The 13,815-nt window shown below is 65.0% G+C and carries 16 protein-coding genes; 12 read left to right on the forward strand and 4 right to left on the reverse strand.

The window, feature by feature from the left end; all coding sequences use genetic code 11:
* Positions 1–122: 122 nt before the first annotated feature.
* Positions 123–692 (forward strand): elongation factor P, encoded by a 570-nt coding sequence (gene efp / locus LB572_RS26955; protein ID WP_140801229.1) that lies wholly within the window; start codon positions 123–125, stop codon positions 690–692.
* Between the two features lie 73 nt (positions 693–765).
* Here efp and LB572_RS26960 read toward each other — a convergent pair whose 3' ends face one another.
* On the reverse strand, positions 766–1,431 hold the full coding sequence (locus LB572_RS26960; protein WP_224669877.1) for an ArsR/SmtB family transcription factor: 666 nt from the start codon (positions 1,429–1,431) through the stop codon (positions 766–768).
* Between the two features lie 111 nt (positions 1,432–1,542).
* Here LB572_RS26960 and LB572_RS26965 point away from each other — a divergent pair, with 111 nt between their 5' ends.
* From LB572_RS26965 to LB572_RS26975, 3 genes are all read left to right on the forward strand, one after another.
* On the forward strand, positions 1,543–2,274 hold the full coding sequence (locus LB572_RS26965) for an MBL fold metallo-hydrolase (protein WP_224669878.1): 732 nt from the start codon (positions 1,543–1,545) through the stop codon (positions 2,272–2,274).
* On the forward strand, positions 2,271–3,533 hold the full coding sequence (locus LB572_RS26970; protein WP_224669879.1) for an MFS transporter: 1,263 nt from the start codon (positions 2,271–2,273) through the stop codon (positions 3,531–3,533). The genes LB572_RS26965 and LB572_RS26970 overlap by 4 nt, the downstream gene beginning before the upstream one ends.
* Before the next feature lie 108 nt (positions 3,534–3,641).
* On the forward strand, positions 3,642–4,730 hold the full coding sequence (locus LB572_RS26975) for an acyltransferase family protein (protein WP_224669880.1): 1,089 nt from the start codon (positions 3,642–3,644) through the stop codon (positions 4,728–4,730).
* Between the two features lie 116 nt (positions 4,731–4,846).
* On the opposite strand, the gene LB572_RS26980 is transcribed toward LB572_RS26975, so the two are convergent.
* Positions 4,847–5,497, reverse strand: coding sequence for a DUF6923 family protein (locus tag LB572_RS26980; RefSeq protein WP_224669881.1), 651 nt, complete (start codon positions 5,495–5,497; stop codon positions 4,847–4,849).
* A 31-nt stretch (positions 5,498–5,528) separates the two neighbouring features.
* Positions 5,529–6,749, reverse strand: coding sequence for a helix-turn-helix domain-containing protein (locus tag LB572_RS26985; protein ID WP_224669882.1), 1,221 nt, complete (start codon positions 6,747–6,749; stop codon positions 5,529–5,531).
* A 121-nt stretch (positions 6,750–6,870) separates the two neighbouring features.
* Here LB572_RS26985 and LB572_RS26990 point away from each other — a divergent pair, with 121 nt between their 5' ends.
* From LB572_RS26990 to LB572_RS27005, 4 genes are all read left to right on the forward strand, one after another.
* Entirely contained in the window at positions 6,871–7,620 is a 750-nt protein-coding gene (locus LB572_RS26990) for a DUF899 domain-containing protein (RefSeq protein ID WP_224669883.1), read from the forward strand.
* Between the two features lie 104 nt (positions 7,621–7,724).
* Positions 7,725–7,961, forward strand: coding sequence for a hypothetical protein (locus tag LB572_RS26995; RefSeq protein ID WP_224669884.1), 237 nt, complete (start codon positions 7,725–7,727; stop codon positions 7,959–7,961).
* Positions 7,962–8,145: 184 nt separating this feature from the next.
* Positions 8,146–9,156, forward strand: a complete 1,011-nt coding sequence (locus tag LB572_RS27000; RefSeq protein WP_224669885.1) for an aminopeptidase — start codon at positions 8,146–8,148, stop codon at positions 9,154–9,156.
* A 50-nt stretch (positions 9,157–9,206) separates the two neighbouring features.
* Positions 9,207–9,836, forward strand: coding sequence for a class I SAM-dependent methyltransferase (locus tag LB572_RS27005; protein WP_224669886.1), 630 nt, complete (start codon positions 9,207–9,209; stop codon positions 9,834–9,836).
* Positions 9,837–9,851: 15 nt separating this feature from the next.
* Here the strand turns inward: LB572_RS27005 and LB572_RS27010 are convergent, their stop codons facing one another.
* Positions 9,852–10,112: a hypothetical protein gene (locus LB572_RS27010; protein ID WP_224669887.1), complete on the reverse strand. Its 261-nt coding sequence runs from the start codon at positions 10,110–10,112 to the stop codon at positions 9,852–9,854.
* Between LB572_RS27010 and LB572_RS27015 the strand changes: the two genes are divergently transcribed.
* From LB572_RS27015 to LB572_RS27030, 4 genes are all read left to right on the forward strand, one after another.
* Positions 10,111–10,869: a LysR family transcriptional regulator gene (locus tag LB572_RS27015; RefSeq protein WP_224669888.1), complete on the forward strand. Its 759-nt coding sequence runs from the start codon at positions 10,111–10,113 to the stop codon at positions 10,867–10,869. The two genes, LB572_RS27010 and LB572_RS27015, sit on opposite strands and share 2 nt — an antisense overlap.
* 227 nt (positions 10,870–11,096) lie before the next feature.
* The gene (gene tauA / locus LB572_RS27020) at positions 11,097–12,107 is read left to right on the forward strand and encodes a taurine ABC transporter substrate-binding protein (RefSeq protein ID WP_224669889.1); all 1,011 of its coding nucleotides are present in this window, start codon (positions 11,097–11,099) and stop codon (positions 12,105–12,107) included.
* Positions 12,108–12,167: 60 nt separating this feature from the next.
* Entirely contained in the window at positions 12,168–12,962 is a 795-nt protein-coding gene (locus LB572_RS27025; protein ID WP_224669890.1) for a taurine ABC transporter ATP-binding protein, read from the forward strand.
* A complete protein-coding gene (locus LB572_RS27030; protein WP_224669891.1) occupies positions 12,959–13,807 on the forward strand; it encodes an ABC transporter permease subunit in 849 nt (282 codons plus the stop codon). Before LB572_RS27025 ends, LB572_RS27030 begins: the two co-directional genes overlap by 4 nt.
* Positions 13,808–13,815: the final 8 nt, after the last annotated feature.

Here is a 13,815-nt window from a genome sequence, read left to right on the forward strand (position 1 = left end):
AAAATAGCGCGAAAGGCTGGCGGTTCGGCGCAAGATGCGCTACGGCGCACGCGATGGCCGCCGTCGCCGCTTCGCGGAAATCGACGCTTGCAGGCCGAAAAACTCGAACGGGATCGAATATCGTGGTCAAGGTCATCGCCAGCTCCTTACGCAAAGGCAACGTCGTCGATAAGGACGGCAAGCTCTATGTCATCCTCTTTGCCGAAAACATCCACCCTGGCAAGGGCACGCCGGTGACCCAGCTCGACATGCGCCGCATCGGCGACGGGGTGAAGGTGTCGGAACGCTACCGCACGACCGAAATGGTCGAGCGCGCCTATGTCGAGGAGCGTGAGCACACCTTCCTCTATTCCGACGGCGAAGGTTTTCACTTCATGAACCCGGAAAGCTACGACCAAGTCGTGGCCTCGGAAGGCGTGGTCGGCGACTTCGCGCCCTATCTGCAGGAAGGCATGGCCGTGCAGCTGGCGCAGTTCAACGACGTGCCGATCTCATTGGTGCTGCCGCAGCGCGCCACCTTCGAGGTTGTCGAGACCGAGCCGGTCACCAAGGGCCAGACGGCGTCTTCCTCCTACAAGCCGGCCGTGCTTTCGAACGGCGTGCGCACGACCGTGCCGCCGCACATCTCCACTGGCACGCGCGTGGTGGTGATGACCGCCGACGGTTCTTACGTCGAGCGCGCCAAGGACTGAGATTTTAGGGCCATCCTTGCGACGGCCCGCCTCAAACAGGCGGGCCGTTTGCTATTCCAAGCATAACCCGCAGTCAGGCGGCCATTTTTACCGGCAGGCCGGCGGCCTTCCATTCCGGCAGGCCGTCCTCGAGGCGCCGCGCGGAATAGCCAAGCGAACGCAGGGCCGCGACCGCTTCGAACGACATCACGCACCACGGGCCGCGGCAATAGGCGACGACTTCGCGGTCGGGAGCGGCGTCGGCGGACCAGGTCTTGATTTCGCCCAGCGGGACATTGATCGCGCCTGGCACATGGCCGAGCGCGAATTCGTCCGGCGGGCGGACGTCGATCAGCGTCACAAGGCCATCGCGCATCAGCGTCTGAAGCTCGTCACGCGTGACCGGCCGCATATCGTCGCGCGCGTCGAAATAGCCGCGCACGATGCGATCGACCTCGGCGAGTTGCCGCTCGGCGAGGCCGCGCACCGCGGCTAAGGCCGACAGCACGCTCGCATCGGCCAGTGAATAATGCACGAACTTGCCGTCGCGCTCGGCCGAGACGATGCCGGCGCGGCGCAGCGCCTGCAAATGCTGGGAGATGTTGGCGACCGGCTGGCCGAGCTTCGCCGCGAGCGCCTCGACGCTGCGGGCGCCCTGCGCCAGATGCTCGATCATTTCCAGGCGCAACGGGTGCCCGAGCGCCTTGGCGACGATGGCGAACTGTTCGTAGAGCGCCTGCTTCGGATTGCGGATTGACATCGGCCTTTCTGCGACGCATCGTCATTCAATAGAATAATTGAATGACAGTTTCGACTTGCTGTCAAGCCGGGCGGCTCGCTCGGCGCGGTTTGTCCGTTCGGAGGGAAGGCAATGATTCTGAGGCAGTTCCTGCACACCGACCCGGTTGCCGCCTCCTATCTGTTCGGCTGCGGCGGCAAGGCTTGCGCGGCGGTCGTCGATCCGGTCGGCGACATCGCGCCCTATGTCGAGGCGGCGCGCGCGACCGGCATGCGCATCCTCTATGTCGTCGACACGCATGTCCATGCCGACCATATCTCGGCCGGGCGCTCGCTGGCCGAGGCGACCGGCGCCGACTATGTGCTGTTCGAAGGAGCCCAGGCAGGCTTCCCGTTCCGGCGCGTGAAGGACGGCGAGGTGCTGGAGCTCGGCAATGTGACGGCGACGGTGATGCATACACCCGGCCACACGCCGGAGCATCTGAGCCTTTTGGTCACCGACCGGACGCGGTCGTCCGAACCCTGGTTCGTGCTCACCGGGCACACGCTGATGGTCGGCGACCTCGGCCGCACCGAGCTTGCCTCCAGCGCCGAGGACGGGGCGCGCGCGCTCTTCGCCAGCGCGCGCCGGCTGAAGGAGTTGTCCGACCATATCGAGGTGCTGCCCGGCGCCTTTTCCGGCTCGGTCTGCGGGCGCTCGCTGAGCGGCAAGCCGACATCGACGATCGGTTTCGAGCGGCGCTTTAACAAGGCCTTCCGCATCGAGGACGGGGGTGAGTTCGTCGCCGCCATGACCGCCGACATCCCTCCCCCGCCGCCGGAGGCCGCCCGGACCCGGGCCATCAACGCCGGAGCGAAATCTTGAGCGCAGCGGCGCCCGCCGTCGCGCTTGGCCTCAAGGCCAACTGGAAGCAGTTTTCGCTCCTAGTGCTGATCAACGCCTTCGTCGGCGGCATGGTCGGCATCGAGCGGACCGTGGTGCCGCTGATCGGCGCGGAGGAATTCGGGGTCGCTTCGACCACGCTCATCGTCTCCTTCATCGTTAGCTTCGGTGTGGTCAAAGCCTGCGCCAATCTCGTCTCCGGCCAGCTCGCCGACACATGGGGACGCAAGCGCGTGCTGATCCTCGGCTGGCTGTTCGGCCTGCCGGTGCCGTTCATCATCATCTCAGCGCCGAGTTGGGGCTGGATCGTCGCCGCCAACGCGCTGCTCGGCATCAACCAGGGGTTCGCCTGGTCGATGACGGTGATCATGAAGATCGACCTGGTCGGGCCGAAATCGCGCGGGCTGGCCGTCGGGCTCAACGAATTCGCCGGCTATCTCGCCGTCGGCGTCACCGCTTTCCTCACCGGCTATCTGGCGAGCCGCTACGGCTTTCGTCCCGTGCCGATCTATCTCGGCGTCGGCTATGCGATCCTCGGCGCCGCGCTGTCGATCCTGCTCGTGCGCGACACGCGCGAGCATGTCCGGCAGGAACTGGCGAACCATCCAAAAGAGGCTTCGCCGCTCAGCTTCCGCGAGATCTTCATGCTGACCTCGTTCGGGGACCGCAATCTGTTCGCCGCTTCGCAGGCCGGCCTGGTGAACAATCTCAACGACGGCATGAGCTGGGGGCTGTTTCCGCTCTTCTTCGTCGCCAATGGGCTGGGCGTCGAGCGCATCGGCATCCTGAAGGCGGTCTATCCGGCAGTGTGGGGCATCTTCCAGGTCGCGACCGGGCCGTTGAGCGACCGGTGGGGCCGCAAGGGGCTGATCGTCGCCGGCATGTGGGTGCAGGCGGCGGGGCTTCTCACCACCGCCATGACGCGCGATTTCGGCTGGTGGCTGCTGGCGAGCCTGCTGCTCGGCCTCGGCACGGCGATGGTCTATCCGAGCCTGATCGCGGCGGTTTCGGACGCATCGCACCCCTCCTGGCGGGCGCGCTCGCTCAGCGTCTATCGCTTCTGGCGCGATCTCGGTTATGCGATTGGCGCCCTCTCCGCGGGCCTGATCGCCGACTTTTTCGGCCTCTCCGCGGCGATCGTGGCGGTCGCGGCGCTGACCTTCCTGTCGGGCGCGATCGTGGCGATAGCGATGCGCGAGGCACGTACAGCCGCCGTGGTTCCGACATCAGCCGACAGTTGAGACCGGTTCCGAGACGGAGTGCCGCGTTTACGTTAATGGAAGCTTGATGCTGCGCGGGATTTGCGTGTCCGCTACAATCGCGGCAGTTGAATTTCCTCGAGATCGCGTATGAGCAACCCGAACCGCATGCCGTGGGTGGACACGGCAAAAGGCCTTTCCATCATCCTCGTGGTGATGATGTATTCGGCCTACAACACCGGTGAATACACCGGCGGCGTCGGCTTCCTGCATTATGTCATCGGCTTTGCGACGCCCTTCCGCATGCCGGAGTTCTTCCTGATCTCGGGCCTGTTCCTGTCGCAGGTGATCGACCGGCCATGGCGGCGCTATGTCGACCGGCGCGTCGTCCACTATCTCTATTTCTACGTGCTGTGGGCGGTCATCTCGATCGGGCTGAAGATCGGCATCTTCAGCGGCGATCCGACCGGAATGCTGCACGACCTCGCAATGGCCGCCGTCCAGCCCTATGGCGTCCTGTGGTTCATCTACATGCTTGCGGTGTTCGGCATCGTCATACGCATACTGCGCGAATTCAAAGTGCCGCACTGGATCGTCATCTTGGCTGCCGCCGCGCTGCAGATGTGGGCGCCGAAACCGGACAGCTACGCGCTTGAGCAGTTCGCGGCCTATTTCGTGTTCTTCTATCTGGGCTTCGTCCTGGCGCCGCTGATATTCCGGCTGGTCGAATGGACACAGACTCGCCCGGCGATCGCCGTTGCGGGCCTGCTCGCCTGGGCGCTCGCCAACGGCCTGCTCGTCTATTCGCCGGGCTATGCCGTGCAGCCGGTCGGGATGCAGATGGGCCTGGCGGCATGGCCGCCGCTGCATCTGGCGCTGGCCGTCGCCGGCGCGGTGGCGCTTTGCGTGGCCGGCGGCTTCCTGTCGAAATTCGCCTCGATGGAGTGGCTGCGGTGGCTCGGCGAGCATTCGCTGGTCGTCTATGTCGCCTTCACCATACCGATGTCGATCTTCCGTGGTGTCATGCTGGCAAGCGGCCTCCTGACCGACACCGGCATGCTGAGCTTCGCGGTGCTGCTCGTCTCGATCATCAGCCCGGTGGTGCTCTATTTCGTCGTCAAGCGCATCGGCTTCGGCACCTTCCTGTTCGAGCGACCGGCCTGGGCCCATATCGACGGGCCGAATGCCGCGAAGGCCTCCAACAAGCCGATGACGCGGCCGGCGCGCGAAGCGGCCTGATCGGGCCGCCCTTCCACCAGTCCTTACTTGCCGGTGCTAGGTGTGTTTCACCGTTTCACGGAAACGGCGAAACGCCCTATCTCCTTTGTTTTACGCAATTCCGGACGGAAAACCGCTCACACTTTTCCTGGAATTGCTCTATGTCCCGGACGCCGCGCGGCCTTGATCTTGCCGCTGCTGCCGCCACCGCAAAAGAAGCAGCCACCGCCGTCGGATTCCAGCCCCGACACGCCGGAGGGCATCGCCAATTCCTGCAGCACATCGCCTGTGTCGGGATCGACGCGCACCAGATCGCCGTCCTCGCCCTCCCAGGTGGCATGCCAGAGCTCGCCATCGACCCAGGTGACGCCGGTAACGACGCGCTTCGATTCGATCGTGCGGATCACCTTGCCCGTTTCAGGATCGATCTGATGGATTTTATGTGCCCGGTATTCGCCAACCCAGAGCGAACCCTCGGCCCAGGCGAGCCCCGAGTCACCCCCGTTGCCGGGGGCGGGAATGGTTGCGATGACCTTGCCGATCTTCGGGTCCACCTTGTGGATGCGATCTTCGGCAATCTGGTAGAGATACTGGCCGTCGAAGGCAGTACCGGCATGCGAGGCGACATCGATCGTACGCACGATCATGCCGCTATCCGGATCGAGCGCGTTCAGCTTGTCGTCGCTGGCGAACCAGACGTTTTCGCCGTCATAGGTAACGCCGTTAACGCGCTCGACGCCGGGGAACGGTCCGTATTCACGCAGGATCTCGGCAGCGGCTCGTTTCATTTTCAATCTCCATTCGAACAATGGCCGCACACTAGTCGGTCGGCAGCGGACCCGGGAGTAACAAGACAGTCGGGAATACGGTCACCGGCGGCATCATCCAGCGGCGCGCCCGGCCGCGCCCGACCGCCTGCACCTTGTGTTGCGACGACAATTCCTCCAACGCCCGCTGGACGGTGCGCGCGCTGGCGCCAAGCGCGATCGCCAGCGCCGAGCTCGACCAGGACTCACCATCGGTCAGGAAGGCGAGCACCGCGCCGTGCTCCTCCTCGACCGGCGGCGCCAGCACGACGACCTCGGCGGCCTTCAGCGGCGTCAGCGTGAAACCGGCAGCGGTCGCATTGATCTCGGCCACCTCACCGAGCTCGGCGCGCAACCGTCCCATCTCGACCCTGAGCCGCGCGCGATGCGATTCATCGGCATGCCTTGCCCGGAAGGCGCGCCTCAGCAGCGTTTCGCGCGATGCGTCGGCCGGCCATGCCTCGGCAAGCGTGCGCGCCAGCGCAAACAGCACCGGCCGGGTTGCCAGCGAAACGACTGCATCGCCTTCGCGCACGACGTTGCGGCAGGCATCGACGACGATCGCGCCCGAACCCAGCAGCGCTTCGACCTCGTCGAGCAGCAGTTCCTTCTCCGCGCCGCGCGCGATCAGCCGTCCGACGGGCGTGTTCAGCACCAGGGACGCCGCCTCGACTTCGGCCCGCAAGGCAGGGATGTTGGCCTCGTAGGCGGCGAGCGATGCCCGGCCGAAGGCCGAGCGCGCCGCCTTGGTCCTGAGGCGACGGACGGCGATGCCGGCCGCGGCCAATTCATGCGCGACGCGCGCGACTGGCGGCAGCGGCGCCGGATCGAAGTCCGCGAGCAGGCGCTCGGCCTCGTCGAGGCGGCCGATGAGAATGAGGCGGCGCGCTTCGAGGCTGCCGGCATAGGCGGCGTTCAGCCGGTCGCCATGCGCGGCGAGCGTCGCGCGCGCGGATCGCAGAGCCTTCTCCGGCCAGCCGAGGTCGCGTGATACCAGCGCGATCTCGGCCTCGGCGACGACGCAACGGGCGCGGGCCACGGCTTCCCTCGGGCTGAAGGCGCGGGCAGCATCCTTCAGCAGCGCTTTGGCCTTTGCGAAGTCGCCGAGCTGCGCCATCGCGATGCCGCGCAGCGCCAGCGCCGGCGCGTCGTCGCGCAGCGCGACGCGCTTCAAAGCGCCGAGCGGATCGCCAGCGGCGAGCGCGCGGCCGGCGGCATTGATCAGCGAGTCCATGCCATCGCCTCAGGGGCTGCCGCAGCAAATCGCGTCACACTTGTAACTCTCACCATCGAAGCGTGCGGCCCTATGTCTGTCCTCGTCACCCCCAACCAAACCCAAGAACGGGACAAGAGCAATGACCCAACACATGAAGACACCGCCGATCGTTTCGCAGGAAGCGTGGGAAGGCGCGTATGAAGAGATGCTGGTGAAGGAAAAGACCCTGACCCGCGCCCGCGATGCTTTGGCCGCCGAACGCCGCCGCATGCCGTGGATGGAAGTCAAGAAGGACTATGTTTTCGAAGGCCCGAACGGCAAGGCGAGCCTGCTCGACCTCTTCGCAGGCCGCCGCCAGCTCGTCGTCTACCGCGCCTTCTTCGAGCCTGGCGTCTTTGGTTGGCCGGAGCACGCCTGCCGCGGCTGCTCGCTCGGTGCCGACCAGGTCGGCAACCTCGCCCATCTCAACGCCCGCGACACCACGCTCGCCTATGCCTCGCGCGCACCGCAGGCCGACATCCAGCGGGTGAAGGAACGGATGGACTGGAAGATGCCCTGGTACACCATCACCGACAGCTGGGATAAGGATTTCGGCGTCGACGAATGGCACGGCCACAACGTCTTCATCCATGACGGCAAACGCATCTTCCGCACCTATTTCGTCAACAACCGCGGCGACGAAGCGTTTGGCACGGTCTGGAGCTACCTCGACATCACGCCGCTCGGCCGCCAGGAGGTGTGGGAGGATTCGCCCGAGGGTTATCCGCAGACCCAGACCTACAAGTGGTGGAACTGGCACGACAATTATGAAGCAGGCGCCGCTCCCGACCGGAGATGGGTCGAGGTGTCGGATGCCGGCGAAGCGGCGTTCCGCAACAAGAACGCCTGAGCGTGAGGCGATTCCGGCGGCGGGAACTGTGCCGCCGGAGTCGATCCCGCTACGCCCTTGTTCCCATGGGCTTGAAAGCCTGATCGCTCCAGAAGGTGGATATCATGAATATCGACTCCCCTCGCCCGGCCGGCCTGAGCGGCTTCGGCCTCGCCGACTGGCTGTGCCTCGCCGCGGCGCCGACCTTTGCAACGATGGCGCTGCTGACGGCTGCTTATGGCGGCCACGACATGATGTGCATGTCGGGCGCCTCGGTGCTCAGCGGCATGGTGCCGATGTATCTCCTGATGGCGGCCTTCCACCTTGCGCCCTGGCTGCGGCTGGTGGCGAGGCGGGTTTAGATTTTCATCGAGCGCTGAGAAATCGAAAATCCGGCCCGCTGCCCTCCAGGTCTTGACGAAATAGGCGCGCCTGTTTGAGACATGGAGCAAATGGAGAGATTTGCTCCATGGGAGATGAGCGGGCGGTGACCAGGCTTTGAGGCGCGTTTTTCGATTGCTTGCCGCTGCGATCATGGCGTCCGGTATGACCGGGTGCACCAGCGTTGTCTACTATGCGCAGTCATTGGAGGGCCATGTCGAGATCATGGCCGCGCGCAAGAATGTTACGAAGCTGATCGGTGATCCCTCGACGCCGGAGCCATTGCGCGCCAAGCTGACGTCGGCCAGCGCCATACGCCGCTTTGCCACGGAAGAGCTGGCGCTGCCCGACAACAGCAGCTACCGCAGCTATGTCGACGTCGGTCGGAACGATGTGACCCTGGCGGTCTTTGCCGCGCCGCAATTCTCTCTCGCCCCGATAACGTGGTGCTTTCCGGTGTTCGGCTGCGTTCCCTACAAGGGCTATTTTTCGCGCAAAGACGCGCTCGAAAATGCCGCTGCGTTGCAGCGACAAGGGCTGGACGTCTATGTGACGGGCATCACGGCCTATTCCACACTGGGCTGGTTCAGCGACCCGCTGCTCAGCACCATGCTGCGTCAGAACGACACCTACCTCGCAAGCCTTGTTTTCCATGAGCTGGCGCATCAGAAGGTCTATGTGAACGGCGACTCCGCGTTCAACGAGGCTTTCGCTGTTTCCGTCGAAACCACCGGCACGCGGAGATGGCTGCGCGCCACCGGCAATCGCGCCGGATTGCGCGCCTACGAAGCCGATCGCAAGCGCAAGGCGGATTTTCTCGAACTGATCGCGAAAACCCGGGACGAGTTGAGCCAGGTCTATGGAAGCCCGCGCAGCCCGGAGCAGATGGCGGCCGCCAAAGCAGCCACGATCGACAAGCTGCGCACGCGCTACCGGCAAATGCGCGACAGGCGATGGGCCGGATACCGCGGATACGATGCCTGGTTCGATAGCCCGATCAATAATGCAAAGCTTGCCGCGACTTCTGTCTACGGCGAAGAGGTCCCGGCCTTTCTTCGCTTGTTCGACCTGTGCTCCGGCGACTATCCGAGGTTCTACGCCTCTGTGCGACGGATCGGAAATTTGCCCGCACCTTCCCGGGCCGAAGCGCTCAAGACCGCGGCTGCGTGTAACTGACGATGCAAGGAATTCCGGAGGCCGCGCGGCTAATGTTGGACAATTACGAGGTGGACAGGTTCGGCGTGATCCACCAGATCGACTTCGCACCGATTAAGTACGACAAGAAATACATCTCCTATTATGAGGACCTGAGCGACCGGACCATAAAGCTCGGCTACCAGCGGCTTGGCTGGGTGCTGGGGATCACGGGTGAGATTCCTCGGTCCGTGCTGGAAATCGGATATGGCACGGGCACATTCATCGAAGCCGCCAAAATAACCGGCGTCGCCGATTGCGCAGGCTGCGATATCGCTGAATTCCCCTTGCCCAAGGGCGTCAGCTTCGTCGACTGGGATCAGGCGCTCGCCGGCACGTGGGACCTCGTCGCCATGTTCGACGTGCTCGAGCACATCCCCGATCTTGATTTCCTCTCCCGCCTTCAGACCCGCCACCTGGCCATCGCCGTCCCTTATTGCCGCTGGCGCGAACTCGGCGCCGACGGCGACACATGGTTCGCCAAGTGGCGCATGCGCCTGCCCAACGAACACCTGCATCATTTCGACCGCGACTCGCTGGTTGCGCTCCTCGCGCATCACGGCTTCGAATGCGTGACGCTGAACTGCTTCGAGGACGGGATCAGGCTGAGGCCGGGCGAAGCAGGTCCGAACATTCTGTCGGGCTTCTTCAGGAAGCTGTAGGCCGGCGAGCCTACATCAAACCGTGACCGGTTCAGGTGTCTCTAACTTCATTGCCGGCGCATAGCTGCGCGGCGCGAGACGGAAGGTCAGCACTGTCACGATGGCGATGCAGGCGAGATGCAGCAGCCAGCCGGCGTGGAAGCCGCCGGTGAGATCGTGCAGCACCGCGACGATCCAGGGCGGGATCGCGGCGATCAGGAAACCGCCACCTTGCATCATGGCCGACAGTGCGCCGGCCTCCGCCGGGTCCGGCAGATGCTCGAGCGCGACGATCATGGTGAGCGAGAAGGAGCCGCCCAGCCCCGCCCCCAGCAGCAGCGCCAGGACAAAAGGGGCGGTCTCGGGCCGCAGGATCAAACCGACAGCCGCGGGCGAGCGCCTGCTCGGTTATGGGCGTCGCATCCTTGCCCTGCAGCATGAAGCGGAAACGGCGCTTGGCGATCCGGCCGGCACCACGCCGGTGCGGATCGGCGTGCCGGAGGACATCGTCAACACGACGATGGCCGAGGTGTTCGGCGATTTCGCCAGGCGGCACCGCGCGGCGCGGCTGGACGTCACCACGGGCCTGAGCCGCGATCTGACCCGGCGCTATCGCGCCAGCGAGTTCGACATCGTGGTGGTCAAGGAAGCGACCGCCGAACCCGACTGCCGCGCGAGCTTTCCCGAACCCATGGCGTGGTTCGAAAGCGCCGACCCGGCCAGATCCGACTGGGCCGATCCCATCCCGCTGGTCGCCTTCCCGCCCGGCGGGCTCTATCGTGAGGCCATGTTCGAGCGGATCGAGCGCGAGCAGCGCCGCTGGTACATCGCCTTCTCCGGCAGCAGCCTGCGCAACGTGCTGGTCGGCGTGGAGGCCGGGCTCGGCCTGTCGTTGCTGCCCCGGAGCGTGACGATCGGGCATCGTGTCCGCCCCTACGCGCCGCTTGACGCGGAGCGCTCGATGGTGGTTTCGCTCTATGGCTGGGAAAAGACGGGGCCGGTGGCGGAGCTGGCCGAGCGGATGACCGCGGTCCTTGCCGCCAGGCAGTCGTAACGCCACGCTTCGGCCTCGCCGTTGACGGGCCTTTGCGACGCGCGAACCGCGCCTGCGTAGAATGACTCTCCGGGGTCACCTCGCATTTCAGCTCAATTCTTTTTCATCGCGGATCGTCCTTTCGGAATATCATTCCTGTCTAATTCTATCGGGTTAGTGGACTTTAATTCACGGCCCTCTGGTGGCTGCAATCGAGGCTGTGCCCTCAGTTCAAAGGATTAAAGCCCATGCGAAAATTGATTTCCGCCGCCCTTTTCGGGCTTGCCCTGGCTTCCGCGCACACCGCGGCGAACGCCGCGGACGACAAGAAAGTCGTCATCGCCTACCAGACCGGCGCCAACCCCTACAATCTCGGCATCGCCAATGGCGACCTTGCCAAGAAGACCGGCTGGAACATCGAATTCCGCCGCTTCAATTCCGGTGCCGACATCTTCGCCGCCATCGCATCCGGCGATGTCCAGATCGGCGATGTCGGGTCGAGCCCGTTCTCGGCCGCCGTCAGCAAGGGCATCGACGTGAAGGCGTTCTACATCTCGTCGGTCTCGCGTGACGGCGAGGCCCTGGTGGTGCGGCCCGAAATCAAGTCGCCGGCGGATCTGCGCGGCAAGAAGCTCGCCGCGGCGCCGGTCTCGACCGACCATTACCAGCTTCTGGCCGTGCTCAAGCAGGAAGGCATTTCCGAAAAGGAAACCCAGGTCATCGCCATTCCGCAGCCAGAGATCGTCGCGGCCTGGAAGCGCGGCGACATCGACGGGGGCTTCGTCTGGGATCCGGCGCTGTCCGAACTCAAGAAGAACGGCAAGGTCCTGCTCACGGCCGGCCAGGTCGCCGATCGCGGCGCGCCGACCTTCAGCGCGCTGGTCGTCACCGGCGCGTTCGCCAAGGCCAATCCGGAGTTCCTCGGCCAGTATGTCCGGCTGATCGACGGCTACAACCAGGCCTATCTGAGCAACCCTGCCGCCTGGGGCCCGGACTCCGAGAGCGCCAAGGCAATCGCAAAATTGCAGGGCGGCACGGCGGCCGAGAATTCGGAGCAGTTGAAGACGACGGTCGTCCCGCCGCTCGACGAGCAGGTCTCCGGCAAATGGCTGGGCGGCGGCGAGAAGAGCGCGGTTGCGAGAATCCTCAAGGACACCGCAGGCTTCCTGAAGGACCAGCACAAGATCACCTCGATCAAGGACAGCTACGCAGCATTCGCCGATCCGCAATACGCGGAAGTGGCCAAGGCCTCGAACTAGCAACCCCTGAAGGAACGCCGATTTGGCTGGCAAGCCAGCCAAATCGCCCGGAGGCCACCCATGCTTCGAATCCGCGATGCCAGCGTCACCTTTCCGGCTTCCGATGGCCAGGACGTGCATGCGCTCGATCACGTCTCGCTCGATATCGCTCCCGCTTCCATCGTTGTCGCGGTCGGTGCTTCCGGGTGCGGCAAATCGACTTTGCTGAACGCGATCGCCGGCTTCCTGCCGCTCTCCGAAGGCACCATCACGCTGGACGGGCAGGAAATCGTGGCGCCAGGCGGCGATCGCGGTGTCGTGTTCCAGAAGGACACCCTGCTGCCTTGGGCCAATGTGCTGGACAACGTCGCGCTCGGCCTGAAGTACCGGGGCGTGTCGCGCGGCGAGCGCCATGAGCGGTCGAGGCACCTTTTGGAACTGGTCGGCCTCGCCGATTTCGCCGAAAAGCCGCCCTACGAACTGTCGGGCGGCATGCGCCAGCGGGTCGGCATCGCACGGGCGCTGGCCACCGATCCGAAAATCCTCTTGATGGACGAGCCGTTCGGCGCCCTCGACAGCCTGACGCGCGAGACGATGCAGCAGTTGCTGGCCTCGGTCTGGGCCAAGACCGGCAAGCAGATCCTGTTCATCACCCACTCGATCGAGGAGGCCCTGACGCTCGGCACCACCATCGTCGTGATGTCGCCCCGGCCGGGCCGCATCGTCGCCCGCTTCGACGCCGACTTCGTGCGCGACTTTGCCGAAAGCGGCGACATCGGGCCGATCCAGTCCCACCCGCGTTTCATCGAACTGCGGCAGGAAATCCGCTCGCTCATCCACCAGCCGGAAGGCGCCCGCACAGGAACCTTGCAATGACGCTTGCCGCCAATTCCCCCACCTCGTTCCCGCCCGCGACGACTCGGCGAAGGCCCTCTCCCCGACCGCGCCGGGCCGCATCGACAAGCACGTTCGGTATCAGCCTGGTCACGCTGGCGGGGCTGATCGCATTGTGGTTCCTCGCCGCGCGCTTCGGCTGGGCGTCGCCGCTGTTCCTGCCGTCGCCGGCCGACGTGCTGACCCAGTTCAGCGCCGTCGCGGCCGACGGCTATGCCAACGGCACGCTGCTCGACCACACGCTGGCAAGCCTAGGCCGCATTGCCGCGGCGCTCGGCGTCGGCATTTTCGTGGGCATTCCGCTCGGCCTGCTCATGGGGCTCAACCGCTGGGTCAAGGGCATCTTCAGCGTGCCGATCGATCTCTATTGGGGCCTGCCGCCGCTGGCCTATCTGCCCCTGCTGATCATCTGGCTCGGTATCGGCGAGACCTCCAAGGTCGTTCTCCTGTCGCTGTCGACCTTCGCGCCGATCTGCTTTGCGGCACAGGCGGGTGTGCGGTCGGTGCCCGTCGAACGCATCAACGCCGCGCTGTCCCTTGGCGCCAGCCGGCTGCAGCTGTTCACCAGCATCGTCCTGCCGTCCGCCTTGCCGGAAATCCTGACCGGGCTGAAGATCGCCATCGGCGCCGGATTGTCGACGCTGGTCGCGGCCGAGCTGATCGCGGCCCAGTCAGGGCTCGGCTACATGATCATGTCGGCGGCCAATTTCCTCGCGACCGATGTCGTGTTCGTCGGCCTGATCGTCATCGCCATCCTCGCCTTCGCCTTCACCAGCGGCATGCGCTGGCTGGAGCACCGCCTCATCCCCTGGAAAGGCAAGCTCTGAGGCTTGCT

This window comes from Mesorhizobium sp. BH1-1-5 (assembly GCF_020165615.1).
Lineage (GTDB): Bacteria > Pseudomonadota > Alphaproteobacteria > Rhizobiales > Rhizobiaceae > Mesorhizobium.

Coding starts and splice junctions, on each gene's coding strand:
- LB572_RS26990 (WP_224669883.1), top strand. CDS start 6,871: ATGACCCAACACATGAAGACACCGCCGATCGTTTCGCAGGAAGCGTGG.
- LB572_RS26985 (WP_224669882.1), bottom strand. CDS start 6,749: ATGGACTCGCTGATCAATGCCGCCGGCCGCGCGCTCGCCGCTGGCGAT.
- LB572_RS27010 (WP_224669887.1), bottom strand. CDS start 10,112: ATGATCGTCGCGCTCGAGCATCTGCCGGACCCGGCGGAGGCCGGCGCA.
- LB572_RS26960 (WP_224669877.1), bottom strand. CDS start 1,431: ATGTCAATCCGCAATCCGAAGCAGGCGCTCTACGAACAGTTCGCCATC.
- LB572_RS27000 (WP_224669885.1), top strand. CDS start 8,146: ATGACCGGGTGCACCAGCGTTGTCTACTATGCGCAGTCATTGGAGGGC.
- LB572_RS27025 (WP_224669890.1), top strand. CDS start 12,168: ATGCTTCGAATCCGCGATGCCAGCGTCACCTTTCCGGCTTCCGATGGC.
- LB572_RS27015 (WP_224669888.1), top strand. CDS start 10,111: ATGGTGAGCGAGAAGGAGCCGCCCAGCCCCGCCCCCAGCAGCAGCGCC.
- LB572_RS26965 (WP_224669878.1), top strand. CDS start 1,543: ATGATTCTGAGGCAGTTCCTGCACACCGACCCGGTTGCCGCCTCCTAT.
- LB572_RS26975 (WP_224669880.1), top strand. CDS start 3,642: ATGAGCAACCCGAACCGCATGCCGTGGGTGGACACGGCAAAAGGCCTT.
- LB572_RS27030 (WP_224669891.1), top strand. CDS start 12,959: ATGACGCTTGCCGCCAATTCCCCCACCTCGTTCCCGCCCGCGACGACT.
- tauA (WP_224669889.1), top strand. CDS start 11,097: ATGCGAAAATTGATTTCCGCCGCCCTTTTCGGGCTTGCCCTGGCTTCC.
- LB572_RS26980 (WP_224669881.1), bottom strand. CDS start 5,497: ATGAAACGAGCCGCTGCCGAGATCCTGCGTGAATACGGACCGTTCCCC.
- LB572_RS26995 (WP_224669884.1), top strand. CDS start 7,725: ATGAATATCGACTCCCCTCGCCCGGCCGGCCTGAGCGGCTTCGGCCTC.